The 25,544-nt window shown below is 41.7% G+C and carries 24 protein-coding genes and 2 tRNA genes; 10 read left to right on the top strand and 16 right to left on the bottom strand.

Annotation, left to right across the window (positions count from 1 at the left end):
- Positions 1 to 37 precede the first annotated feature (37 nt).
- The 7 genes from AC13CS_RS02885 to exaC form a co-directional block, all read right to left on the bottom strand.
- Entirely contained in the window at positions 38 to 1,288 is a 1,251-nt protein-coding gene (locus tag AC13CS_RS02885; protein WP_293168985.1) for an ATP-binding cassette domain-containing protein, read from the bottom strand.
- A 31-nt stretch (positions 1,289 to 1,319) separates the two neighbouring features.
- Complete coding sequence (locus AC13CS_RS02880) at positions 1,320 to 1,844, bottom strand: GNAT family N-acetyltransferase (RefSeq protein WP_293168983.1); 525 nt, start codon at positions 1,842 to 1,844, stop codon at positions 1,320 to 1,322.
- Complete coding sequence (locus AC13CS_RS02875; protein WP_293168981.1) at positions 1,845 to 2,333, bottom strand: DUF192 domain-containing protein; 489 nt, start codon at positions 2,331 to 2,333, stop codon at positions 1,845 to 1,847.
- 1 nt (position 2,334) lies between these two features.
- Positions 2,335 to 3,297 (bottom strand): prolipoprotein diacylglyceryl transferase, encoded by a 963-nt coding sequence (gene lgt / locus AC13CS_RS02870; RefSeq protein ID WP_482888381.1) that lies wholly within the window; start codon positions 3,295 to 3,297, stop codon positions 2,335 to 2,337.
- 293 nt (positions 3,298 to 3,590) lie between these two features.
- Complete coding sequence (gene yidD, locus AC13CS_RS02865) at positions 3,591 to 3,812, bottom strand: membrane protein insertion efficiency factor YidD (protein WP_163625995.1); 222 nt, start codon at positions 3,810 to 3,812, stop codon at positions 3,591 to 3,593.
- A gap of 63 nt (positions 3,813 to 3,875) precedes the next feature.
- A complete protein-coding gene (locus AC13CS_RS02860) occupies positions 3,876 to 4,262 on the bottom strand; it encodes a DUF779 domain-containing protein (protein ID WP_482888380.1) in 387 nt (128 codons plus the stop codon).
- Between the two features lies 1 nt (position 4,263).
- Positions 4,264 to 5,787 (bottom strand): acetaldehyde dehydrogenase ExaC, encoded by a 1,524-nt coding sequence (gene exaC / locus AC13CS_RS02855; RefSeq protein ID WP_482888379.1) that lies wholly within the window; start codon positions 5,785 to 5,787, stop codon positions 4,264 to 4,266.
- A gap of 213 nt (positions 5,788 to 6,000) precedes the next feature.
- Here exaC and AC13CS_RS02850 point away from each other — a divergent pair, with 213 nt between their 5' ends.
- Positions 6,001 to 6,909, top strand: a complete 909-nt coding sequence (locus tag AC13CS_RS02850) for an AraC family transcriptional regulator (protein WP_482888378.1) — start codon at positions 6,001 to 6,003, stop codon at positions 6,907 to 6,909.
- On the opposite strand, the gene cysS is transcribed toward AC13CS_RS02850, so the two are convergent.
- Both cysS and folE read right to left on the bottom strand, forming a co-directional pair.
- On the bottom strand, positions 6,906 to 8,387 hold the full coding sequence (cysS, locus tag AC13CS_RS02845; RefSeq protein ID WP_482888377.1) for a cysteine--tRNA ligase: 1,482 nt from the start codon (positions 8,385 to 8,387) through the stop codon (positions 6,906 to 6,908). The two genes, AC13CS_RS02850 and cysS, sit on opposite strands and share 4 nt — an antisense overlap.
- A gap of 15 nt (positions 8,388 to 8,402) precedes the next feature.
- Positions 8,403 to 9,083 (bottom strand): GTP cyclohydrolase I FolE, encoded by a 681-nt coding sequence (folE, locus tag AC13CS_RS02840; protein WP_482888376.1) that lies wholly within the window; start codon positions 9,081 to 9,083, stop codon positions 8,403 to 8,405.
- Between the two features lie 133 nt (positions 9,084 to 9,216).
- Between folE and AC13CS_RS02835 the strand changes: the two genes are divergently transcribed.
- Together AC13CS_RS02835 and AC13CS_RS02830 are read left to right on the top strand one after the other, a co-directional pair.
- Complete coding sequence (locus AC13CS_RS02835) at positions 9,217 to 11,019, top strand: T9SS type B sorting domain-containing protein (RefSeq protein ID WP_482888375.1); 1,803 nt, start codon at positions 9,217 to 9,219, stop codon at positions 11,017 to 11,019.
- 113 nt (positions 11,020 to 11,132) lie between these two features.
- Positions 11,133 to 12,572, top strand: coding sequence for a T9SS type B sorting domain-containing protein (locus tag AC13CS_RS02830; protein WP_482888374.1), 1,440 nt, complete (start codon positions 11,133 to 11,135; stop codon positions 12,570 to 12,572).
- 161 nt (positions 12,573 to 12,733) lie between these two features.
- Here the strand turns inward: AC13CS_RS02830 and AC13CS_RS02825 are convergent, their stop codons facing one another.
- Both AC13CS_RS02825 and AC13CS_RS02820 read right to left on the bottom strand, forming a co-directional pair.
- Positions 12,734 to 14,236 (bottom strand): OmpP1/FadL family transporter, encoded by a 1,503-nt coding sequence (locus AC13CS_RS02825; protein ID WP_482888373.1) that lies wholly within the window; start codon positions 14,234 to 14,236, stop codon positions 12,734 to 12,736.
- Positions 14,237 to 14,272: 36 nt separating this feature from the next.
- The gene (locus tag AC13CS_RS02820; RefSeq protein ID WP_482877085.1) at positions 14,273 to 15,574 is read right to left on the bottom strand and encodes a hypothetical protein; all 1,302 of its coding nucleotides are present in this window, start codon (positions 15,572 to 15,574) and stop codon (positions 14,273 to 14,275) included.
- A 95-nt stretch (positions 15,575 to 15,669) separates the two neighbouring features.
- Between AC13CS_RS02820 and proS the strand changes: the two genes are divergently transcribed.
- The 4 genes from proS to rpsT all read left to right on the top strand — a co-directional run bounded on the left by proS (position 15,670) and on the right by rpsT (position 17,730).
- Positions 15,670 to 17,145, top strand: coding sequence for a proline--tRNA ligase (gene proS / locus AC13CS_RS02815; RefSeq protein WP_482888372.1), 1,476 nt, complete (start codon positions 15,670 to 15,672; stop codon positions 17,143 to 17,145).
- Between the two features lie 80 nt (positions 17,146 to 17,225).
- A tRNA-Glu gene (locus AC13CS_RS02810) sits at positions 17,226 to 17,297 on the top strand.
- A gap of 74 nt (positions 17,298 to 17,371) precedes the next feature.
- Positions 17,372 to 17,443 (top strand) — tRNA-Glu (locus tag AC13CS_RS02805).
- A gap of 35 nt (positions 17,444 to 17,478) precedes the next feature.
- Complete coding sequence (rpsT, locus tag AC13CS_RS02800) at positions 17,479 to 17,730, top strand: 30S ribosomal protein S20 (RefSeq protein ID WP_207032733.1); 252 nt, start codon at positions 17,479 to 17,481, stop codon at positions 17,728 to 17,730.
- A 62-nt stretch (positions 17,731 to 17,792) separates the two neighbouring features.
- Here rpsT and AC13CS_RS02795 read toward each other — a convergent pair whose 3' ends face one another.
- The 4 genes from AC13CS_RS02795 to rho form a co-directional block, all read right to left on the bottom strand.
- Positions 17,793 to 18,479 (bottom strand): hypothetical protein, encoded by a 687-nt coding sequence (locus AC13CS_RS02795; RefSeq protein ID WP_482888371.1) that lies wholly within the window; start codon positions 18,477 to 18,479, stop codon positions 17,793 to 17,795.
- 102 nt (positions 18,480 to 18,581) lie between these two features.
- Positions 18,582 to 19,148 (bottom strand): hypothetical protein, encoded by a 567-nt coding sequence (locus tag AC13CS_RS02790; RefSeq protein WP_293168960.1) that lies wholly within the window; start codon positions 19,146 to 19,148, stop codon positions 18,582 to 18,584.
- Positions 19,149 to 19,276: 128 nt separating this feature from the next.
- The gene (locus tag AC13CS_RS02785; protein WP_482888370.1) at positions 19,277 to 19,918 is read right to left on the bottom strand and encodes a hypothetical protein; all 642 of its coding nucleotides are present in this window, start codon (positions 19,916 to 19,918) and stop codon (positions 19,277 to 19,279) included.
- Positions 19,919 to 20,052: 134 nt separating this feature from the next.
- Positions 20,053 to 21,678 carry a transcription termination factor Rho gene (gene rho / locus AC13CS_RS02780; RefSeq protein WP_482888369.1) on the bottom strand — a complete coding sequence of 542 codons (1,626 nt, stop codon included), beginning with the start codon at positions 21,676 to 21,678 and terminating at the stop codon, positions 20,053 to 20,055.
- Positions 21,679 to 21,869: 191 nt separating this feature from the next.
- On the opposite strand from rho, the gene AC13CS_RS02775 reads away from it, so the two are divergent.
- Positions 21,870 to 22,280, top strand: coding sequence for a DUF4293 domain-containing protein (locus AC13CS_RS02775; RefSeq protein ID WP_482888368.1), 411 nt, complete (start codon positions 21,870 to 21,872; stop codon positions 22,278 to 22,280).
- Between the two features lie 66 nt (positions 22,281 to 22,346).
- On the opposite strand, the gene AC13CS_RS02770 is transcribed toward AC13CS_RS02775, so the two are convergent.
- On the bottom strand, positions 22,347 to 22,841 hold the full coding sequence (locus AC13CS_RS02770) for a metallophosphoesterase family protein (protein WP_482888367.1): 495 nt from the start codon (positions 22,839 to 22,841) through the stop codon (positions 22,347 to 22,349).
- Between the two features lie 88 nt (positions 22,842 to 22,929).
- On the opposite strand from AC13CS_RS02770, the gene truA reads away from it, so the two are divergent.
- Entirely contained in the window at positions 22,930 to 23,685 is a 756-nt protein-coding gene (gene truA, locus AC13CS_RS02765; protein ID WP_482888366.1) for a tRNA pseudouridine(38-40) synthase TruA, read from the top strand.
- The gene (locus AC13CS_RS02760) at positions 23,669 to 25,441 is read left to right on the top strand and encodes an ABC transporter ATP-binding protein (protein ID WP_482888365.1); all 1,773 of its coding nucleotides are present in this window, start codon (positions 23,669 to 23,671) and stop codon (positions 25,439 to 25,441) included. Before truA ends, AC13CS_RS02760 begins: the two co-directional genes overlap by 17 nt.
- The last annotated feature ends 103 nt before the right edge of the window (positions 25,442 to 25,544 follow it).

Below are 25,544 nucleotides of genomic sequence, written 5' to 3'. Positions count from 1 at the left end.
AATGAATGGGTGGGTTAAGTGTTTGTTTGTGAAACTTTTATGATTTGGAAGTGATACCTGTGGAGCCTTTTTCCGACGGATGTAGTTCAAAAATATACTCTGGAGCTAGCTCTGGCTCTTTACGATGGGATACAAAAATGATAGCGGTTTCGCTTTCTTTGGCGATTTTGTTTACCAAGGACACAAAAAGATTCGCACTGGTATCATCCAACCCTGCCGTAGGTTCATCCAAAATAAGTAATGGTGGATGTTTTACCATGGAGCGCGCCATCATAACCAAACGCTTATTACCGGTACTTAGGTCGCGAAAGTGATCGTTTTTTCTATCGTTTAGTTGTAAAAGCTCAAGCCATTGGTTGGCCAATTGCTTTTCACGGTCCGTAGGTTGTACATAAAGCCCAATGGAGTCGTGGAGCCCGGAGATGATCATATTTTCCAGACTGTGATATCCTCCAAAGGTATTGGTGATGGTAGGGGTGTAATAGCCGATTTTTTGTTTAAGGTCCCAAACACTTTCGCCACTCCCTTTTTTTTGTCCGAAAATCGTCAAATCTTGGCCGTAGCCCTTATGGCTGTCCCCAGTAACCATAGATAGGAGGGTAGATTTTCCACTGCCATTGGGGCCGATCAATTGCCAAAATTCTCCTTTTTTGATGGTCCAATCGATTTGGTTTATAACCTGACGCCCATCAAAACTGACGGATACTTTTTTAAAACTGACCAATTCCGTGCCCTCGACTTTAATCGGGGATAAAGGTGGTGGAATCTTGCCGCTAAAGCTGATAGGTTCGTTTTTGTTTTCGTTCCAAAAAGCATCGGGCGAATCGTATTGATGAAGATTACCTCCATCAAGCTTAAAAAAGTTGGAAGTGTTGGGCAATATATCATCCAATCGACTCACCAATTGAACCAGAATTTTGCTGGAAGCAATATCCAAAAGCTGTTCTTTCAACTTGGTCTGTGTGGCCATATCCAAATTATCAAAAGGATTCACCAATACCATAAAATCAGGATCTTGTTGCAGTAAATGGTTGAGCAAGGCCTTTTTTTGTTCGCCGCTGCTCATGGTTTTTAATGCTTGGTCACTTTTCTGGGTCAAAATTTTGATTTCATGGCGTTCTTCTTCATCCATGTACCGATTGATTTCTGACCGTGAAAAAAGCAGCCCGTTCAATGGTTGTAGTTCCTTTAAACCATCAATAGGTTGGTTGCGGAGCAGGTTATGCACCAATTGCTTCGTATTGGAATTGTTTTGTGTTAGGATGGCGTAGCTTTTGGGTAGCTTCATGTGGTAAAATGGTATTGGCCCAAAAATACGATTATCCTCGATTCACTCTAAAAATATGGACTGGATTATCCTTGTAGGTCGTGGTTTTGTCCAAACACATGCCATTTTTCTTGGCAACTTTTTGGGATGGTATATTGTCCACATGAATAATAGAGATCAAAGAGTCCGAAAAGCTATTGTCGAAGGCATATTTCTTACATTTTTGGGCGGCTTCTATAGCGTAGCCCTGCAACCAATACTTTGGTAGTATGGAATAACCGATCTCCAATTCTCGTACATTATCCACGGTTTGGACAAGCAGGCCGCAGATTCCTACCAATTCTCCCGATTCTTTTGAAGTTAGGGCATTCATCCCGCCCAGATCCTTCTCATAACGTTCAAAAACCCGATTGAACTGTTCTCGACAAGCTTTAACGGGGTCTGTGGGGAGCCCTTCCCAAAACCGTGTGGATTTTGGATTGTGATAAAAGGGCAACCAATCATCAAAATCCGATGCTTTCAATTTTCGAAAGATCAATCGCTCCGAAGCTTGGTTTTCTAGTAGATATTTGGGCATTTAATTACGTGAAAAGCTAATACTGTCACCCACTTGCAACCCTAGTTGGTCCGAAAGTCCTGCATTTATTTCCAGTACATATTTTGCAGGTGCATTGGAGGGTAGGGTGTTTTCATCAAACGGTCTTGCATTTTTTTGAAAGCTGACAATTTTTTGGGCCTGGCTAATATAAATGATATCCAAAGGGATTTCTGTGTTCTTCATATAAAAATATTGCAAGGATTCGGTAGGCTGTATAAACAGCATTCCTTGCTTCTTTTCCATGGATTTTCTGTACATGAGCCCTGTTTTGGTCTCATAATCCGTTTCTGCTATCTCTATATCAAAATTTGCCTTTATGGAATCAGTTTCCGTAGCTATCACGGCGAGGTCCCCTTCCTTGGTAAAAGATATGGATTCTGTTTTAAGTGCTTGTTTAGACTCCGTTTTGCACGATACCAGAACAAGGACTAAAACCAAAAGGACTATTTTTCCAAATTTGTACATCATATTAAAGTTCTACAGGGGGTGGTTTAAGCATAAAATAGATGCCAATAAATATCATTGGAATACTGAGCCATTGTCCTGTGGAGAGCATTCCCAAAGTATCTTCGAAACCACCTTGACTTTTCTTGTAGAACTCCACAAAGAATCGAACTACAAACAATAGCACCATGAACAAACCAAAGAGAAAGCCCGGTTTGTTCTTCCAATCTGTTTTCCAATATAAAAGGTATAAGGCTATAAACACAAATATGTAACAAATCGCTTCGTACAATTGGGCAGGATGGCGATAGGGAATGGATTGTAAAATCTCTGAGAATTCCGGGTTATGTTGAATGGCTTTGTAAGCGGCATTAGGGCTTTGTTCCTTGGTGAGTGCCATAGCTTGATATGCCGGCATATCATCCGAGTCCCGGATAAACCTTGTGGCCAAAAAATAAGATTTGTCCACTACTTTTCCGTTGATCTCGGAATTGAAGAAATTACCGAATCTTACAAAAGCGGCTCCAATGGCAGATGGGACAACCAACCTGTCCAACAACCAAAGCATTTTAATGTCCTTCCATTTACGGGTGTACAGCCAAATGCCGATAATGGCAGCTATGGTTGCTCCATGACTGGCCAATCCGGTAAATCCGGTAAACTCATAACCATTGATGATGCCAAAGAGCGAACTGTCCGCACTTTCGCGAATGGGCAAAAGAATTTCTGCCAAATGGTCCTTGTAATAGTCCCAATCATAAAAAAACACATGTCCCAAACGTGCTCCCAACATTATGGAAACCACAGTATAAATGAAAAGAGAATCCAGTTTTTCCATGGATTTCTTTTCGTTCAGGAAGATTTTTTTCATAATGAACCAGCCAAGGATAAAGGCTGTAATCCATAGTAGATTGTAATATTTTATCTGTAAAAAACCCAGTTTAAAAAGGGTTCCTTCGGGGTTCCAGTCAAATCCTAGAAAGTACATTTAAATAAATTTTGGGACTAATATAACTACTTTGGGCGTTTGGGCAGTTGGTTTGTAGGATTTTTGGTCACTATTAACTTTTTTAAGCCTCCTTTTTGCTCCATACATACTTTATGGGATTTGTCGTACTTTGTTTGAAGGCTAAGTTTTTTTACTGCCAATTACCGTTTTTGGGTTTAGGTTGCTGGGTTATTTTGTTATTGAGTTATTGGAATTTGTTTTTTGGAATTCGGGACTTGATGCCCGATGCCCGATGCCCGAAGTCTGCACTTGAACTTGAAGCTTGAACTTCATCAGGGTACGGGGTCATAACCGCTTCCACCCCAAGGGTTACAACTCGCTATCCGTTTGATGGAAAGCCAACCACCTTTGAACAGTCCATGCTTTTTTAAAGCTTCCAAGGTGTATTGAGAGCATGTGGGGGAATAGCGACATGTTGAAGGGAACATAGGGGAGATAAAAAGTTGGTAAAACCGTACCAACAGAACAAATGGCGCTATCAAAATTTTCTTCATGCTATCTATTGGTAAAAGATGGTTACAAGGTAGCAAAAAGCCCCGATAAAGTCGGGGCCTGATTTAAACTTCTTCGGCGGGTTGCACGGGTTCCAAATGTTCCCGCTCCTCATCCGTGTACAATCGTGACTTGATGACAAAACGGAGTCCCAGTGGAATTTCCAGACTGAAACTGGCACCACGTCCCGTAGTCACATCGACCGTTAGTTGTGTGTGTTTCCAGTATTCGAACTGGTCCTTGCTCATAAAAAAGTCGCATCCGTGAATGGTGCCCAATTTTACATCGTTGTTGTCGAGCATTAACTCGCCCTTTGGGAAGCACATCGGGGAGGAACCGTCACAACAGCCTCCACTTTGATGAAACATCAATTCGCCATGGCGCTCCTTCAATTGATCAATGATTTTTATGGCATTGTCCGATACCAACACGCGTTTTATCAATTGCTCCATCCTAGAAAAAGCCCAATTTGTTCTTATCGTAGGAAATCAACATGTTCTTGGTCTGGGTGTAATGGCTGAGCATCATTTTATGATTTTCTCTTCCGATACCTGATTTTTTGTACCCTCCAAATGGTGCATGAGCTGGGTAGGCATGGTAGCAATTCACCCAAACTCGGCCCGCTTGAATCTGTCTTGAAATTTTATAGGCTTGGTGCATATCCCTTGTCCAGACTCCTGCGCCCAATCCATAAAGGGTGTCGTTGGCGATTTCCAATGCCTCGGCTTCATCTTTAAAGGTAGTTACACAGACGACTGGGCCAAAAATCTCTTCTTGGAACACGCGCATTTTGTTGTTTCCTTTTAAGATGGTGGGCTGTATGTAATATCCGCCCTCAAGTCCTTCGTTGTAGGCGGCTTCTCCACCAGCTAGCACTTCGCAACCCTCTTCTTTACCAATTTGGATGTAGTTCAGGATTTTTTCAAACTGATCGTTGGATGCTTGGGCGCCCATCATGGTAGTTGGGTCCAGTGGATGCCCCAGTTTGATAGCTTTGGTACGCTCTACCACACGTTCAATGAATTTGTCGTAAATACTTTCCTGAACCAATATTCTGGATGGGCAGGTACATACTTCACCTTGGTTTAAGGCGAACATTACGGCACCTTCCAAACATTTGTCGAAGAATTCGTCATCGGCATCCATAATGCTTTCAAAGAAAACATTTGGGGACTTACCGCCCAATTCCAAAGTAACGGGTATGATGTTTTTTGATGCATATTGCATGATTAATTGACCTGTAGTGGTCTCCCCTGTAAAGGCGATTTTTTTAATACGTGGACTGGAAGCCAATGGTTTTCCTGCTTCCAAGCCAAATCCGTTTACGATGTTGAGAACTCCGGCAGGAAGAATATCCTCGATCAATTCCATGAGTACCAAAATGCCTACTGGGGTTTGTTCTGCAGGTTTTAATACCACACAGTTCCCCGCAGCCAATGCTGGTGCCAATTTCCAAGCTGCCATCAAAATAGGGAAGTTCCATGGAATAATCTGGCCCACGACCCCAAGAGGTTCCATAACGTTCATGGAGACGGTATTGGAGTCCAACTCGCTCACGGAACCTTCCTCGGCTCTGATTACTCCTGCAAAATATCTAAAATGGTCCACTGCCAATGGCATATCGGCAGCACGAGTTTCTCGCAAGGCTTTACCGTTGTCCCAGGTTTCGGCCCGTGCCAAGGCTTCGAGATTATTCTCCATTACATCGGCAATCTTTAATAGTAGATTGCTTCGGTAGGTAGCAGAGGAATTGTTCCATTCAGGGGCAGCGGCCCAAGCGGCATCAATGGCCTTGTCCACATCTTCGGCAGTGGATCGTGCAATTTTTGTGAAGGCGTTCCCATCTACAGGGGAAATATTGTCAAAATATTCTCCTTTTGTCGGCGGGGTCCATTTTCCACCGATGTAGTTTTCATACTGATTTTTGAACTTAGGTTTTTCCAAAACACTTTGTTCCGTAGTTTGAACATTGCTCATAATACTGTTTATTAAAGTTAAATTTTATGTATCTGCCTACTTTGTGCAAGTGACTGATTCTAAAAGTATTGATTTTACATCCTGTACATCTGACGTATACTATTAATGACATGACCAATCCTCTTTGTTTTTATAGTTTTAACAAAAAATGGAGTCATATTTTTTATATTTAGTAAGTATTGAGGTTTTAATTTGATAAGTAGGTATTTAAATATGCAGTTGCCAGATAAATTTTTTAAGGAAAGAAAACTTGAAAATTTGGTCGAGAACCAAACTTCATATACATTGAACAATGCCTCCATGCATGTTTTTGAAACCCACTTACAAGCAGAAAAGGTGCTCCTTCAATTTAATCAACCTGTACTTGCATCTATGTTGATAGGGAAAAAAATAATGCACCTTCGGGATAAAAAATCTTTTGACTTTCTTCCAGGTGAATCCTTGATACTTCCTTCCAACGAAGTCATGTGTATTGATTTTCCTGAGGCGAACGAAGAGAATCCGACACGTTGCTTGGCCATGGCGATTTCAGATGAAAAAATCAATAAGGTCATCAACTTGATGAACGAATCCATGCCTAAGCACGATGGGTCTGAATGGGCTTTGATGGATTACAATTATCATTTTACCAACGATGCCAGCATTTATGGAATCATTCAGCGGTTATTGTACCTGTTTACTGAAAACCACCCATCTAAGGATTTTTTTGTGGACAATATGCTGCAAGAATTGATTATTCGAATTTTACAGGGCAATACACGAGAAAAATATACCCAAAACGCTTCAAAATTAAGTTCCAGTAATAGGTTGGCCTATGTGATTGAATATATTTCCCAACACCTACACGAAACACTATCCGTTGGCGAGCTTAGCAAAAAGGCTTGCATGAGCGAATCCCATTTCCATAAAACTTTTAAAGAAGAATTGGGGATAACACCCATTGACTATATCAATAGCGAGCGAATAAAAATGGCCATTGACCTTTTAAAAAATCCCGATAGGAAAATAAAGGAGATTTATTTGGAATGCGGTTTTGAGAACCGTTCTTATTTTAACCGCTTGTTCAAGCGAAAAATCCATGTTTCACCAGGTGAATACCAATCAAAATTTGTGAAACACTAGTTTACGCTAAAGGTTGTACCGTCCTTGCCGTCTTTTAATTGGATGCCCAAAGCATTGAGTTTGTCCCTGATTTTATCGGATGTTGCGAAATCCTTTTTGGCGCGGGCATCATTTCTCATCTCGATCAATAGTTCCATAACTCCTTTTAGAGCATTGGAATTGTCTTTTGCCAAGGCTTGACCTTCTACGCCTAAAACGTCGTAAACAAAGGCTTTTAATGTATTGGCCAATAATTCTTTGTCGTCGGTTGTAATACTTTCTTTGTTCTCTTTTATGAGGTTGATGTGCTTCACGGCCTCGAACAACTGTGCAATCAAAATCGGTGTATTGAAGTCATCGTTCATGGCATCGTAGCATTTCTGCTTCCAAGCGGCCACTTCAAAATCTGATTTATCACCTGTTTTAAGGGCATCAATGCTTTCGAGCGCATCCATCAAACGATTGTATCCTTTTTCGGATGCTTGCAAGGCTTCATCACTCAGGTCCAAAATACTGGTGTAATGGGCTTGCATCATAAAAAAGCGAACCACGGCCGGGGTGTAGGGTTTGCTCAAAATATTGTTGTCCCCGCTAAAGATTTCCGAAGGATAAATGTTGTTGTCCGTGGATTTGGACATTTTTCTGCCGTTCAAGGTCAACATATTGGCATGCATCCAATAGTTGACAGGGGATTTTCCCGTACTGGCCTCGGCTTGTGCTATTTCACACTCGTGGTGGGGGAATTTAAGATCCATTCCGCCACCGTGGATATCAAAGGTTTCTCCCAGATATTTGGTGCTCATGGCCGTACACTCCAAGTGCCATCCAGGGAAACCATCTCCCCATGGTGATGGCCAACGCATAATATGTTGCGGCTCTGCCTTTTTCCAAAGGGCAAAATCCTGTGGGTTTCTTTTCTCATCCTGTGCGGTAAGTTCGCGAGTGTTGGTGATCATATCCTCCAACTTTCTACCGCTTAACTTGCCGTAATCGTGATCTTGGTTGAATTTGACCACATCAAAATAAACGGAACCGTTTACCTCATAAGCGAATCCTTTTTCAAGAATTTCCTTGATGATCTCGATTTGTTCAATGATATGGCCTGTTGCCGTAGGCTCAATGCTTGGCGGCAATAAATTGAACTGTTGTAGGGTGTTATGGAAATCCACGGTGTAGCGTTGAACCACTTCCATAGGTTCAATTTGCTCCAACTTGGCCTTTTTTGCAATTTTATCTTCACCTTCGTCTGCATCATTTTCCAAGTGCCCTGCATCGGTAATGTTACGGACGTAGCGCACTTTGTACCCCAAGTGCTTAAAGTAGCGAAAAATCATGTCGAAAGACATAAAAGTGCGGCAGTTGCCTAAATGCACATTGCTATAAACGGTGGGACCGCAAACGTACATGCCCACATGGCCTTCGTTTATAGGTTTGAATACATCTTTTTTCCCAGTAAGTGAATTATGAATTCGTAAGGATTGGTCTTTGTACAATTGCATTTAAACGGTTGGTGTTTAAAATTCGGTATCGAGATTGATGTAGTCCAAAAATTCCCTTCTTGTGGCCTCATCTTTAAACTTCCCACCATATTCAGCGGTTACGGTACTACTATCAATATCCCGTATGCCCCTGGAATTTACACAAAGGTGCTTGGCATCGATGACACAGGCAACATCCTTGGTGCCCAACACTTTTTGGAGTTCCTTTACAATTTGGATATTCATGCGTTCCTGTACCTGTGGTCGCTTTGCAAAATAATCCACAATACGGTTCATTTTGGAAAGGCCAACAACCGTTCCATTGGAAATATAGGCAATGTGCGCCCGTCCAACGATGGGCAACAAGTGGTGCTCGCAGGTAGAGTAAACCACAATGTTTTTTTCCACCAACATTTCGCCGTACTTGTACTTATTGTCAAAAGTGGACGATTTTGGTTTTCTATCAGGATGCAATCCGCCAAAAATTTCTTGTACGTACATTTTGGCCACCCGTTTAGGTGTGCCTTTTAAACTGTCGTCATCCAAATCGAGACCCAGGGTAAGCATAATTTCCCTTACGCTTTTTTGTATTCTTTCGATCTTTTCTTCATCGCTCAATACAAAAGCATCTTCTCTTAAAGGTGTGTCCGATGAGGAACCTACGTGGTCGTTTCCTCTTTCTTCATATTGTTCTTCCAATGCCTGCTCTAGTTTCATAGCTATTGCTTAAGGAGAGCAAAGATATACATTAATGATCGATTTAACATCTGGTATCGGGGCTTTGACAACATAAATTATTGTTAAGGCAGGTACCACGGTACTTTTATAATATCCAAACCTACAGTCTTTTATGATTAAACCTTTTGCCAAGACCTTACTGTTGTTGCTTTTTTGGCAAACTGCGCAAGCGCAGGTGGCCCAAAATTGTATTAATGCCGTTCCTATATGCAGCAATACGCCCATAAATGGCGGAACAAATGGTTTTGGGACTGATGACTTTAATGGTGCGGCTTCCAGTGGATGTCTGGAGCAGACCACTACGGGTGTAATTGAATCCAATTCAGCTTGGTACCGTTTTCGAACCGCTGAATCTGGTCAGTTGGGCTTTAATATTGGTCATAATAGTAACGAAGATTGGGATTTTGCCCTGTATCGTGCGAGCGATTGTAGTGATTTAGGGGAGCCTATCCGTTGTAATTTTTTTGATAATAGCGAAAATACCAGTTTTATTGGAGTAGGGGAAGACCCTACGGGCGATGAGGATTCGGTGCATTACGAGGATTGGCTTCAAGTGGAAGCAGGAGAGGACTACTATCTCTTTATCAATAATTTTAGCAATATAAATTCGGGCTTTTCCATCCAGTTTACGGGAAATATTTGGGCAAACTACCCCAATAGTGCCTTGGATTGTTCCATTGTAAGCAATTTGTTGGGACCGCCCATTGCTGCTTGCGAGGGCGATAGTGTGGTTTTGGATGCCTCTACCTCTGGGGCCATGAATTACGAATGGTATATGGACTCGGGAAGTGGTTATCAATTAATCGCGGGAGCCAATGGTGCAACCCATACTGTTCAAAATTCTGGTCAGTACCGTGTTGTGGTAGATACATCTGCAGAAAGCATTGTGAGCGATGTGCAGGTTGGTTTTAACGATGTTCCGATTACAGGAACAGTTTTGGACGAAACTTTTTGTTACGAAGCGGATATGACCTTTGATTTGAACAGTAAAAATTATGAGGCATTGGGTGGTATGGATCAAGATGATTTTGTGGTCAGCTACCATAACTCACAGACCGATGCCGAAGCAGGGATAAATCCTTTGGAAAAACACTATATATTGACAGGTGTTTCTGATACGATTTACGTTCGAACCACCTCCTTGGCAAACCCTGATTGTTATGATGCATCCCAAAGCTTTGCTTTGAATGCTATAGAGGCACCTGTGTTGAGCTTTGATGAGAAAGTGGTCATTTGCGAGGCCGTTGGAAGTTTGGAAATCGGGGAAACGCAACCGAATGCCAATTATAGTTATCAATGGGGCACGGGTGAGCAAACACCATCCATTATGGTTTCGGAAGCTGGGGAATATAAGGTAACGGTCACCAATCAATCCCATGGAATTGTTTGCGAAACGAGTAGGACGGTGTCCGTAGAAATTTCAACCATGCCACAGATTTCAAGTATTGATATTGACGATATGAGCGCCAACAATACAGTAACCATCAATACGGAAAACAATGGTGCGTATGAGTTCAGTATGGATGGGGGCGAATACCAGGGCAGCAATATGTTTGAAGGTGTTTTACCAGGTGTGCATACCGTGAGAATGCGCGACCCTTATGGTTGCGGGGTGGTCGAAGAAGATATTGTAGTGGTTGGATATTTGGCGATTTTCTCCCCAAATGGCGATGTATTGAACGAAACTTGGCAGATAGAGGGGCTTTCTACCTTAAACTCGCCGATTGTTACGATTTATGATCGTTATGGTAAGCTCATCAAGCAGATGAACGAGTTTGATACGGGCTGGGATGGAAGTTTTCAAGGCAAGCCATTGCCATCCACCGATTATTGGTTCAAACTATCCTATGTGGATGATGATGGCAACCGAACTTATGCCAAGTATTTACAAAGCCATTTTTCCCTTCGCCGATAACAAGCTGGCCGTTTATTGATCAGCATCAAATTTTATTGCATAAACACATACTAAAAGGATAATTAATAGAGTTATATGAGGTGTAAGTAGCGTAACCACTAGCCCCAAATTCTATGAGAGCTCTATTCAGTGCTATCTGTTGTTTCTTTCTATTTCAAGTAGTTAGCGCCCAAAACTCACCAGATTGCAGAACCGCCATACCCGTTTGCGCCGATGAACCCATTTTGGGAACTACCGATGGCGGTGGTGATATTGATGATTTTGATCCAGAGGTAATCACCCAAACAGGCTGTTTGGAAAAAGGAAGTGTGAGCTCGGCCAATATTGAGAACAATACGGAATGGTATGTATTTAGAGCAGGTGTCGATGGACAAATTGGTTTTGATATTGAAGCATTGCCCGTAAACCCCGGCAGCCCAATTACCGCAGAGTGGGATTTTGCATTGTACGGCCCTTTTGATGAAACTTCCAATGAAAATTTCTGTACCATAATCGGTGATGGAAGCGCGCAGCCCATCCGATGCAACTATGAATACAACGATACGGGCTTTACAGGGATTGGGGTAAACCCCGTAGATGGGCGGGAAGGAGCACCCTTTGTAAAGGGGAGTCAGAACACTTATGACGAATGGGTGAATGTTAGGGAAGGAGAAATCTATTACCTCTATATTAATAACTACAACACCAATTTTGATGAAGAACCGGAATCTTTTGAGCTGACCTTTACCGGAACGTCGGTAGATGAGGATCAGGATAGTGCCTTGGATTGTACACTTAGGGATGAATTTTTAGGGTTTGATATTGTTGCTTGTGAAGGCGATCCGGATATCATTTTGTCAGCTTTGAATTCTCCATTTGGTCCAAATATTAGTAGAGTAGATTGGATTGTTGATCGAGAAGATAACGGTAATTTAGAGGTCTTGCCAACAAGTCCTGGTCAAACGGAGTATGTTGTTACTAGTCCAAATTCAGGGCGCTATTATGTTATTGTTGAGAATAATTTGGGACAAACATATAACGATGATGTTTTGATTACTTTTTACGGCACTCCAGAACTGGAAGAAGTTAGGGTAATCGATGATTTTGTGAATAGTGACCGGACCGATCCGTACAATGTGGAGATTGTTCCTGTTGGGGATGGCAACTATGAATATGCCATAAATGGAGGTGAATTTCAGGATGATCCTGTTTTTAGGGATGTGCCCCCTGGAATAAACACTGTGGTCATTAACGATAAAAATGGTTGTGGAATGTCGGAACCCGAAGAGTTTTTGGTGGTGGGGTATCCAAAATTCTTTACGCCCAATAGTGATGGATTTCACGACAATTGGACTGTTTACGGGGTAGAGGAGTTAACAAACCCTGTGGTCTACATTTTTGATCGCTATGGCAAGCTTTTAAAACAAATTAATGTGAACGTAGGATGGGATGGAACCTATAATGGTAGGGATATGCCTTCCTCCGATTACTGGTTCCGTTTGGAGTATGAGCGTGATGACGAGGGCATTTTAGTGGCCAAATCTGTTCGGCGGCACTTTTCTTTGGTTCGATAAAAAAGAGGCAATCTAAAAAGCTTGTTATCTGTCAGTTCGAGCGCAGTCGAGAACCTAAGTCAAGCTGATAACCAAGGGGTTTCGACTGCGCTCAACCTGACAAAGTCAAAATTTTATTGCTTTTGGACAGCCTCTTGTATTATATTTTCTTTTTCTGTGCTTTAGAATTTTAAAGTATACCCTAGAGAGATATTGGTGTTTATTCTGCTTATTAGGGCAGCACTATCAATCCCTCCATCAAAAAAATAAGAATTCACATCTTGCTCGGTTCTACTGTAGGCCAAATCCAAGCGACTTGCCCCAAAATTGTAACCAATACCTGTGGAAAAACCATTTAGGTCGCCCACAAAATCGCTGTCGGCATAAGGGCTTTCTTCAAATCGGTAACCTGCCCTAAGGCTAACTTGGTCTATCCTATATTCACCTCCTAAACGGTAGGAGTTGACCGCACCCAAAGTACCTGCAATAAAATCGTTCTCTGCGGCAAAACTAGGGTCGGAAGTGGGTCTAAGCTCTGCTTTGGACATATCTTGATAGGAGTAATCCAAACTGATAAGTCCATCTTGCCCAAAAACCAATGCCACACTACCTGTGTATTTTTCAGGTGTTTTTATCCTGTATTCATCATAAAGGTTTACAATACCAAAGTTGATAAAGTCAATATCCGATACCGCCAAATTGGAATTGATTCTTTGTGATGTGTCATCTGTCAAAGTGTACCATGTTGGCGATTGGTAACTACCGCCCACACGAATGGATTGGTTTACTTTGGCAATGGCTCCCAAGCTGAAGGAGAAACCATAACCTTCCGTGTGCAACAAGTTGTCAAAAGAGGTGTATTGGATGGGCGATTCAGCATCATACCCTTCTTCATCCAAATATGTAATTTTATCATACAGTACGTTATGGAAGTTTACAGACGCACCTAAATACAAATCTTCTTTATACTGGCTGGCAAAATTCAAAGTGAACTTGCTATTGTAACCGGATGTATTCTGTATATATCGTTGATTGACATTGCTGTATTGTGCATTTGAGTTATATTCAGTGTTCTCGTTATCATCAATTTCTGGTTCTATAATTCCTGCCTGAAAGCCAAGAAATGCCTGTTGGGCCGAGTAACCGAGATTGGCCCCGATATCCAAATACGCATCTTCAATAAATTCACCCTCTTGTGTGCGCAGTGGCCCTAGGGGTTCACCTTGTGCAAAGTTGAGGAAATAATTGTCGATACCCACGGATGTTGTTCCGGATGCAATAAACTCGTTGTCAAAATTTTGCACCATATCGTAATTGAAGGCCAATGCAATTTTTTTCCAAGGGCTATCGGTAGATGAATTGAATACGAACACTCCGCCCACTTGGTTAAAATCCAAAGAGTTGGCAGTAGTGTTGCTTAGGGTGTTGCCATAAAGGGCGTCGTTGTTTCTATGATAGTTGGAACCCGTTATGGACAATTCACTAAAATTGAATACGGCAGAACCTGCTGGGTTTACATTTAGTGCGGATAAATCACCGCCCAAGGCTCCAAATGCACCGCCCATAGCCTGAAACCTTGCGGTTCCTTGAATGTTTTCCGTGCTGTAGCGCAATACATCATCAATGGTCTGTGCACTTGCGAAAGTGCATGCCAATACCATTATGAAAGTTGAGATTCTTTTCATTTCTTATGATTTAGATTAATCAAAATAGTTTGTGGATTATGGTCTGCCACCTCTACCGCCTCTACCTCCGGAAGAACGTGATGCGCCTCCTGAAGATCTACTTACACCTGAGCTTCTAGAGCTACTTCCTGAGCTTCGGTAGGTGCCACTGGATCTGCTGCTTCTTGATGAGCCGCTGCTACGGTAACTTCTGGAGCTCGACCTACTGGATGAACGACTGTAATTTCTACTTGGTGTAGCGCTTCTGGATTGATAGCTCCTAGTGGTTCGTCCAGAATTATAGCTTCTGGATGAGGGAGAACTGCTTCTATTGTAGCTTCGGCTGCTTCTTGAAGGAGTTGTCCCATAGGAACGACGTGAGCTTGTTGAACTTCTATTGTAACTTGGGGAAGTTCTTGTGCTTCTACTTGTTCTGTAGTTTCTATTTCTGGCAACGGCGTCTGCGCTTACCGACCTTCTAACGTTGGACCTGTTACTGTAGCCATTGGAACTTCTTCTGTTGGCCAAGCCGTTGTTTCTGGAAACTGTTCCATTGGAACGTCCACTGTTGTTTCTGAACCTAGAGGAATATCCGCTTGATCTAGATGTTAGTGTTGTTCCTGGAATACGGGAAGCATAGCCTCTCCGTCCTGACATGTAGGCGTAGTTTCTGCCATAGTATCCTCTGTTATAGTATGGGCGGTTCCAATAACCACCGTAATAGCCGCCCCAGCCATAGTATCCACCCCATCCGAAGCCAGCACCAGCCCAGCCCCATCCGTTGTAGGGGTATCCCCAGCCGTAATACCCGGCCCAGCCCCAACGGTTATATCTCCATGGGTTGTTCCATCCCCAGCCAAGGCCTCCCCAGCCCCAGCCGGCATTCCATCCCCATCCGTTCCATAGCCATGGGTCGTTCCAACCATAATAGCCGCCCCAGCCCCAACTGTTGTCGTAAACGTTGATGGAAATGCTTGTAGGATTGTCGCCCCAACCAGGGTTTCCGTTATAGTTGTTATTATAGGCAATGTAATCGGTTTGTTCTCCGTAAGGAATGGTGTCGTTTTGGGCCTGACTCGAATAACTGTCTATATCGGTAAAAACTTCGCTATCCAAAATTTCACCGTATTCGTTTGCTTTGTCGCCAAAATAATCGCCGTAAATGTTGTTCTCCTGTTCTTCAATTCTTACTGCTTCGGCATTTTTCTTTTCAACCCCGACAACACGGTTGTTGGTGGAATAGATGCCATCATCGTAATAAGAAGCTTGCTGATAAGAACCACAAGATGCCATAAAGATGGCACTGACCATCAAAATGGACGGGATTCGTAATTTTTTATGGAGTAAAGTCTTTAACATGGCGCAATTTTTATTGTTGAACATACTAAAAATAATTAGTTTTACCCAATCATTTTTATTAATAAAGTCGCAAGTTTTGTGCCAAACTACAATAGATGGGTAAAAAGTTAACGAGTAGAGCGGAAGATTATTCCAAATGGTATAATGAACTGGTCGTAAAGTCAGATTTGGCTGAAAACTCGGGAGTTAGAGGATGTATGGTGATAAAACCCTACGGATATGCCATATGGGAAAAAATGCAGGGGCAGTTGGACAAGATGTTCAAGGAGACAGGTCATGAGAATGCCTATTTTCCGTTGTTCATACCAAAATCGTACTTGAGTAAGGAGGCCAGTCATGTAGAGGGTTTTGCCAAGGAATGTGCTGTTGTTACCCATTACCGATTGAAGAATGCCGAGGATGGAAGTGGCATTGTGGTGGACGAAGATGCAAAATTGGAAGAAGAGCTGATTGTTCGCCCCACGTCCGAAACCATTATTTGGGATACATACAGAAGGTGGATTCAATCTTACCGAGACCTTCCCTTAAAGATCAACCAATGGGCCAATGTGGTACGTTGGGAAATGCGAACGCGTCTTTTTCTGAGGACTGCTGAGTTTTTATGGCAAGAAGGGCATACCGCACATGCCACTCGTGAAGAAGCCTTGGAAGAAGCGGAGCTTATGATGGACATATATGCGGAATTCGCTGAAAAATATATGGGCGTTCCTGTGATAAAGGGGACCAAAACAGAGAGCGAGCGTTTTGCGGGTGCGGAAGAAACTTATTGTATAGAAGCATTAATGCAGGACGGAAAGGCCCTGCAAGCCGGTACCTCTCACTTTTTGGGTCAGAATTTTGCAAAAGCTTTTGATGTGAAGTTTGCCAACAAAGAAGGTGGGCAAGAGTATGTTTGGGCCACGTCGTGGGGTGTTTCAACAAGATTGATGGGAGCTTTGGTAATGACCCATAGCGATGACAATGGTCTAGTATTGCCGCCACAGTTGGCGCCAATTCAAGTTGTAATTGTTCCTATATATAAAGGATTCGATCAATTGGACGCTATTTCGGAGAAAGTGGAGCCATTGGTAAAAGAATTGCGTGATAGGGGCATAACTGTTAAATATGATACCCGAGATACGCACAAGCCCGGATTTAAGTTCAATGAATATGAATTAAAAGGTGTTCCTGTGCGTTTGGCAGTAGGTCAGCGCGATTTGGCCAATGGAACTTTTGAAGTGGCTCGCAGGGATACCCTGTCCAAGGAAATTGTAAAGGCCGATGAAGTTGTGGACAAGGTGGTTTCCCTGATGGATGAAATCCAAGAGAACATCTTTAACAAGGCGTTGGATTATAGAAAAAACCATATCACCAAGGTGGATTCCTATGATGAGTTCAAAAAAATTATTGAGGATAAGGGTGGCTTTGTTTCGGCTCATTGGGATGGAACAACGGAGACAGAGGATAGAATAAAAGAAGAGACCAAAGCCACTATTCGCTGTATTCCACTGCATGCAGAAAAGGAGGAAGGAAAGTGTATTGTAACAGGAAAACCATCTGTTCAGCGGGTGTTGTTTGCAAAGGCCTATTAGGTAGGTTGCAAAAAATAATAATTACTGTTGCAAGACTTAAAAATAGTTGTATTTTTGCATCCGCAATTATGCAACCAAACGGCCCGTTCGTCTAGGGGTTAGGACGCCAGGTTTTCATCCTGGTAACAGGGGTTCGATTCCCCTACGGGCTACGAAGAAAAGTTTTAGGCTAAAAAGCTGCTTATTTTTTTAACTTTGTAGCTTAAAATTTTGAAATTGAAATAATGGCCCGTTCGTCTAGGGGTTAGGACGCCAGGTTTTCATCCTGGTAACAGGGGTTCGATTCCCCTACGGGCTACAACAAAAGGATTTAGAAAGAATTAAATTTAAGCAATGGCAAACCATAAGTCAGCATTAAAGAGAATCAGAAGAAACGAAGCAGTACGTTTGCGTAACAGGTACCAGCACAAAACTGTGCGTAACGCCATCAAAAAATTACGTAACGAGGAAGATAAAAAAGCTGCTGAGGCTTTGTTGCCTACCGTAGTTGGTATGATTGATAAATTGGCCAAGAAAAATATCATTCATAATAACAAGGCCGCAAACCTTAAGAGTAAATTGATGACTCAAGTTGCAGCAATGTAATTTTAGTTTGACCACAATATTCTGAACGCCCCCAAATTGGGGGCGTTTTTGTTTTTAACAATTTATCTGAAAGCCTTTCTTTTATGAATAAGTACGCCCACCAAAAAAGTGCCGTACATGATTAGGATCAATATTCTTAATATGCTCCGAAAGTGATAATCTACCCAAATTTTTGGGGCTTCATATCCAACCCAAAACAAAAATGGAAAAACGGAATGAAAGATTATCAATCCCAAACTCATCCAATACATGAGGTTGTATTTCTTGGGGTAGGGTGTAGGTTCGCTCTTTTTTTCTTTAAAATAAAGCCATATACTAAAAAGTAAAATAAAGGAAGCGATCATATCGGCATAGTAAAGGTTGCTGTACAAAGGATTTTGAAAAAATAGGCTTATCACATAACCTGAAATACTTGCCAAGACCCCAATTTGTATCCACTTTTTATGTTTTTTGTTTTGAACCATTTTCCAGTAGATATAGTAGAAAAACAAAAATGAAATCACGGAATAGATGTTGAATATAATGACGTTGTACCAGTTATACTGTTCAACATCCACTATTTGGAATTCGTCAAAATGTTTGATGAAGTATCCCAATAGTTCGGTGAGAAAGGTGTACATTAAGTAAATGGGATAGTACTTTAGTGGGGTGTCAAAATACGATGGGTAACAGGCCATGGACACAATCCAGACGATAAGATAGAATGGAAGAATGTATTGTTCGGTAATAAAGTTGTAAAATCCTTCCATTATTGGTTGCTGTCTGGTTCTCAAAGCTTTTAAAGGTAAATCAAGATAAGAAATAAAAGCCTTCGAGGTTGGAGGCTTAAATTTTTACTTGGAAGGCTTTTTTTACCTGAATGCTTTTCTTTTTCCTATGAGCAGGCCCAAAATGATAAGTCCATACATTAAGGCTATGGATGTTAACAATAATGGTCTAAAATAAATTTGGATGCCTATATTAAGATCTAACAGATAGATTACAGAAATTATGGGAAACAATGTGTAAAAGACCATCAAACCCGAACTAATCCAAAACATTAGATTGAATTTTAATGGTTGCGTCTTTTCTTCTTGTATTTTTTCCTTGAAATATTGAATAATGACATAGACCATCATGAGAGAGCCTATGATATGGCCATAGGTCATTTGATTGTGCAAGGGATTGTAGATTATTGCATTGGCAATATAGGATAGTATGCAAAGAATACTTAAATAACGAATCTGTTTTTTGATCGTTCCATTCTGGGCCACTTTTCGGTATACCTCAAAGAAGAAAATAAAAAACACAATCTGGTAAACATTATAAATTATAACATTGTGCCAAGCATATCTGCCATCAGAGAAAAACTGAAAATTGTTGTTGTATTTAATCAGTACGCCCAAGAGCTCTGTGAAAAAAGTATAAATGATTATCATTGGGAGATATTTAAGCGGTGTGTCGAAATACCTACGATACCGAAATATCGATATTACCCAAGTTATCAGATATAGTGGTACATAAAAATGCTCAGTCAGATATTTAAAGAGCTCTTCAAACATACTTTTTAGAAGTCGGTGTAAGGGGGTGGTCCTGAACCTCCGTGGTTGAGGTTCAAACTCTTAATGTCATCCTGAAAGAGTGATGGGGCAAAACCCGCTTGGGATGTGTTTGGTCCATCTTTTTCACCTGTTTCCGAGTTGCCCACAACACCTTTTATTGGTTTTGCCTTTCCGTCTGCACCAATATAGAATCCGAGTTCTTTGCCATCAATAATTGTTGTGGGGACTAAAAAAATAGAATTCTGCCTTGGATGTACAACTTTTTTTCCGTCGGGAAACCTTTCTTTATCCGGATAATTGGCAAAATATAGACGTAGCGATGCAACTTCAACGCCAGCTTCTTTGGCCTCTTGTTCTACGTAGGCCATATAGTCTTTTATGTCTGCATAGTTAAAGGATGTAAAGCGAGCGGGAATATGCTTTCTGTCAGGATATCGCTCCATTTCATATTCCTCGATTACACCTACCCTATTCTTGGTGTAATTATCGTAGAGTGATTTGGATTCCTCTAAAGAAATAATGCCTTCGGGCGGTAAAACTTCTTCTGGTTCGGTTGGTTCATCTTTCTTGGGCCCTTGTTGGCAAGCTCCAAGTAAAAGTAATATGGCCCCAAAAAATGCAATTACGGCCTTTTGGTTGTTTTTCATAGTTAAGTATTTAATGTTCAGTTTTTGAGGAAACCGGACTAAAGATATGCCTTTTCTATAAATTGGCTCAACAAAAAGCCCTTCAAAAAACTTGAAGGGCCTGTAAACATTATGATATGGAGTGTTGTGGGGTTTTACTCGTTCATGGTGAGTAAAAACTCCTCGTTGTTCTTGGTTTGTTTTATACGTTGCTCCATAAACTCCATTGCTTCAATAGGGTTCATGTCTGCAAGATATTTGCGCATGATCCACATACGTTGAATGGTGTTTTCATCCAACAACAGATCATCTCTTCGTGTTGAGGAAGAAATAAGGTCGATGGCAGGGAAGATTCTTCTGTTGGAGATTCTTCTGTCCAACTGAAGCTCCATGTTACCTGTACCCTTGAATTCCTCAAAGATAACTTCGTCCATTTTGGAACCGGTTTCGGTCAAGGCCGTTGCAATAATGGATAATGATCCACCATTTTCAATGTTACGGGCCGCACCAAAGAAACGTTTTGGTTTATGTAGTGCGTTTGCGTCCACACCACCACTCAATACTTTACCAGATGCTGGTTGTACGGTGTTATAGGCTCGGGCCAAACGCGTAATGGAGTCCAAAAGGATCACTACGTCATGACCACATTCCACCAATCGTTTTGCTTTTTCCAATACAATGTTGGCTACTCTTACGTGCTCGGTGGCTTCCTTGTCAAAGGTAGAGGCAACTACTTCACCACGTACGTTGCGTTGCATGTCGGTAACCTCCTCGGGGCGCTCATCGATCAATAGAATGATTTGATATACCTCGGGGTGGTTAGCTGCAATGGCGTTGGCAATATCCTTAAGTAACATGGTTTTACCCGTTTTGGGCTGGGAAACGATCATTCCCCTTTGTCCTTTCCCGATAGGGGAGAACAGGTCCATAATTCTTGTGGAAATAGTGCTTTGTTTTTCCGCCAACTTGAACTTTTCCTTAGGGAACAATGGGGTAAGGTGCTCAAAAGCCACTCTGTCACGAACCACTTGTGGGTCCAATCCGTTGATTTTGTTCACTTTGATCAGCGGAAAATATTTTTCACCCTCTTTTGGAGGTCTAATGTTTCCTAAAATTGTATCCCCGGACTTAAGTCCGAACAATCTTATCTGTGATTGGGAAACATAAATATCGTCGGGAGAAGACAGGTAATTGTAATCGGAAGACCGTAGGAATCCGTAACCATCCTGCATAATGTCCAGCACACCTTCGCTCTCAATAATGCTATCAAACTCAAATTCAGGCTCTTTGTACCTATTCTTTAAATCCTTGTCAAAATTGCTGTTCTTTTTATCGTGGTGCGGTTTGTTGTGTTGGTTGTTTCTCCTGTTGTTTTGGTTCTTTTGGGAGTTACTGCTACTGTGGGACTTATTGTCTTGAGACTTGTTGTCCTGTAGCTTGTTGTCCTTTTTCTGAGGTTTTCCTTGAGGTTTGGAGTCCTCTTTTTTGTTCCTGGGCTCTCTTTTTTGAGGTGCTTTTTTTGGAGCGTCACCTTCTGTGCTTTTCGTCTCCGAAGCTTTAGGGCGAGGAGCTCTGGGTTTTTTAGGTTTTGGCGCTGGCTTTTCGTCTGCGCTTGCTGTAACAGTTTCTGCAACGGCTTTAGGGTTGGATGCTTGAACGTCAAGTATTTGATATACTAGGTCCAATTTTTTCAATGATTTGAATTTGGGAACATTAAGACCCTTTGCAATTTCTTGCAACTCAGGAAGCTTTTTAGCTTTTAGATCTGAAATCTCGAACATTAAGTAATGGAATAAGTTAAACTTGTGTTATTCTAAAATTTGAAGTAAAGTTATCTTTGGATACTACTGGAGTAAGAATTCCGAGGTAGGTGCTTTATAATAACGTGACAATATTACAAATAATTTTTCAAGAATAAGGCCTTATTTATCAAAAAGACGCCTATTTTTGGCATTCGAAATCAATTTGCACAATGATTCAGCGGATACAAACGTTATTTTTACTGATAGTAGGCCTTATATCGGGCATACTTCCGTTTTTTCTGAATTTATGGGTGGAAGTAGGCGGAAGAGAAGTATTTGCCCAAGATCAAGTTATTGTAAGCTTGGTTTTTTATGTGGTAACCGTCTTGGCCGTAGTTTCGATTATAATGTACAAGAAAAGACAAAATCAATTTGTGGTAAACAGATTGAATATGATATTGAACCTTTTTTTACTAGGATTTTTCGTTTATCGATCACTAAGCCTATCCGGAGAAACTGTGGTTTCTGAGAAGGGTATTGGGATGCTGATTCCTGTATTTTCTATCGTTTTTCTTGTCCTGGCCAACAGGGCTATCAAAAAGGATGAAGATCTTGTAAAATCTGTTGATCGCTTACGTTGAACCTAACATCTTAGTAGTATTAGTGCGAAAAAACCCTGGCTTAGGCCGGGGTTTTTATGTTTTGTGCTATCGTTTGCCCAGTTCAATTACCTCAAGGTCGCTAATCTTATCCTCATTGATCACAAAACGAAGCATGGTACGCATTTGATGAAAACCATATTTGCCACAAGCTCCTGGGTTCATGTGCAAAACCCCCAATTTTTTATCGTTCATCACTTTTAAAATATGGGAGTGGCCACAAATAAAAAGTTTAGGTGGATTATTTTTAATTTCTTCCCGTACCCGAACATCGTACCTGTTGGGATAACCCCCAATGTGGGTGATCCATACATCCACACCCTCGCACATAAACCGGTTGTTTTCTGGAAATTCTTTTTGGATCACATGGTCATCAATGTTCCCATGTACCCCTCGAACAGGTTTAAGAGCTTCTAGTTGGTCGGTTACGGATATGCTTCCAATATCGCCAGCATGCCAAATTTCATCGGCCTGTGCGGCATACTTTAAAATGGTGTTGTCCATGTGGCCATGAGTATCGGAAAGCAATAAAATTTTCGTCATTTCGCTAAAAATATGCTAAAACCTTAAGGTTGAATTTGTGTTGGAAAGGATTGAATTATCTTTATGGGCTTAAAAGTAAGGGATCGCATTGAGATATTTTATCCAATTTTCTTATTTCGGTAAGGCATACCATGGATGGCAGAATCAACCGAACGCCATAACCGTGCAGGAGGTTTTGGAAAAGGCACTGTCCACACTTTTACGTAAAAAGCTAGAAGTGGTGGGAGCCGGTAGAACCGATGCCGGTGTACATGCAAGGCAGATGTTTGGCCATTTTGACTTTGAGCCCATCGCCGATACAGATGACTTAATATATCGGTTGAATGCTTTTTTACCAGATGATATCGCGGTGCAAGGAATCCATCAAGTTGCTATTGAAGCCCATGCCCGGTTTGATGCCGTGCAACGTACCTACGAATATTGGTTGGTGAAAGAAAAAGATCCATTTCTTTTCGATCATGCCCATTTTGTAAAACATTCGTTGGATATAGAAGCCATGAACAAGGCAGCTAAAATATTGTTGGAATACACCGACTTTGAATGTTTTTCCAAATCCAATACCGATGTAAAAACGTTCAATTGCGATGTTCGCGAAGCTCACTGGAAAATTGATGATGATAAGTGGGTGTTCACCATTACGGCCGACCGTTTTTTACGGAATATGGTGCGTGCCGTTGTAGGCACTTTGCTTGATGTGGGCATGGGGAAAATGTCCCCAGAAGAGATCCATCAAATTGTTGCAAGTAAAGATAGGGGAGAGGCAGGCGTCTCTGTCCCGGCAAAAGGATTATATTTGACCAAGGTTTTATATCCAAAAGAAATTTTTGATGAGCAAAAAGGATGATGTAGGAAAAGCGTTTGATTTTCGATTGTTCAAACGGGTTTTTTCACGGACCAGACCCTACAGGGGCATTTTTTGGTTGGTGGCCATTGTGGCCATCCTGTCCGCAGCTTTCGCTATTGGGGTTCCGTTGTTGGTCAAAACCATCATAAATCAATCTTTGGAAAATAAGGACTCGGGTCAGCTGCTTCAGAACGTCTTGTACATGTTGGCCTTTTTGTTGGGCCAGGTAACCACACAATTGTTGTTCAACTATTACGCGAACTTACTCGGAGAGTCTGTAATACGCGATATCCGAATCAATCTTTTTGAGAAGATGACCAGCTTTAAAATGACCTATTTCGACAATTCTTCCATCGGGGTTTTGGTCACAAGGGCGGTGGCGGATATGCAGCGAATAGGGGAAATATTCAGTCAGGGATTTTTTATGATTGTGGCCGATGCCCTTAAAATGTTGTCGGCAGCCATCATTATGGTGGTCATTAACTGGAAACTGGCCTTGATTGTGTTTGCCATTATGCCTGTTATTTTGATTGCTACGCGTCTCTTTCAGCAAGCCATGAAGGTAGCTTTTGTTGAAGTACGTGCCCAAGTATCCAACTTAAATTCCTTTGTGCAGGAGCGCATAGCGGGAATGAAGATTGTTCAACTCTTCAACCGAGAGGAAATTGAAAAAGAAAAGTTCCGAGTCATCAACGAAAAGCATCAGAATGCATGGTTGAAGACGGTTTGGTACAACTCCATATTTTTTCCGATAGCGGAAATTTCCAACTCCATTGGTATTGGATTGGTGGTGTATTTCGGTGTGATTCAGAATATAGAAAATGTGGGATTGGACAACAAAGGGGCCATTGTCGCTTTCTTTTTCTTGATGGATCTGTTGTTCCGACCACTTCGTCAGATTGCGGATAAGTTCAACACCCTGCAAATGGGGATGGTAGCTGCCAACCGTGTGTTTAAGATTTTGGATACCGACAGCCATATTGATGATAACGGAACCGTTGAGAAAGAAGATGTAAAAGGTGATATTGAATTTAAAGATGTCCGTTTTGGTTATGTGCCCGATGAAGAAGTACTGCACGGAATCTCATTTAAAGTGAAAGCTGGGGAAACAGTGGCCATAGTTGGTGCAACGGGAGCAGGTAAATCTACCATCATCAATCTGCTCAATCGATTCTACGAAATCAGTTCCGGAAAAATTTTGGTGGATGATGTGTGTTTGGATGACTACACCTTAAAATCGCTCCGTTCCCATATTGCTATTGTGCTTCAGGATGTTTTCCTATTTGCCGATACCATTGCAAACAACATTTCGCTTCGCGATGAGTCCGTTACCACGGAACAGATTGAAGCAGCTGCCAAGCAAATTGGCGTTCACGAATTTATTTCGAGTTTGCCGGGAGGTTACCAATACAATGTAAAAGAACGCGGAACCATGCTTTCCAGTGGTCAACGTCAGCTTATTGCCTTTTTGCGCGCTTATGTGAGCAACCCAAGTATTTTGATTTTGGACGAGGCCACATCTTCCGTAGATACCTATTCCGAGCAATTGATACAACGTGCCACGGATAAGATCACCGAGGGAAGGACTTCCATCATCATTGCACACCGTTTGGCGACCATCAAAAAAGCGGATAAGATCATAGTGATGGATGCTGGTAAAATCATTGAAACCGGAACTCACAAGGAACTACTCGAAAAAGGCGGTTACTACAACGATTTGTACAATGCACAATTTTTGGCCGAGGAGGTGGCTTAGCTTTTTATGGGGCGAAAAATCTTCCAATGTCAAATCCCAGGTGAGGAACATGATTATTGGAACTGGAATCCATACCCGCAATAATTAGATTTTTCATTTTACC

This window comes from Flagellimonas sp. B-3, assembly GCF_056857835.1.
This window is presented reverse-complemented; position numbering and strand designations above follow the sequence as displayed.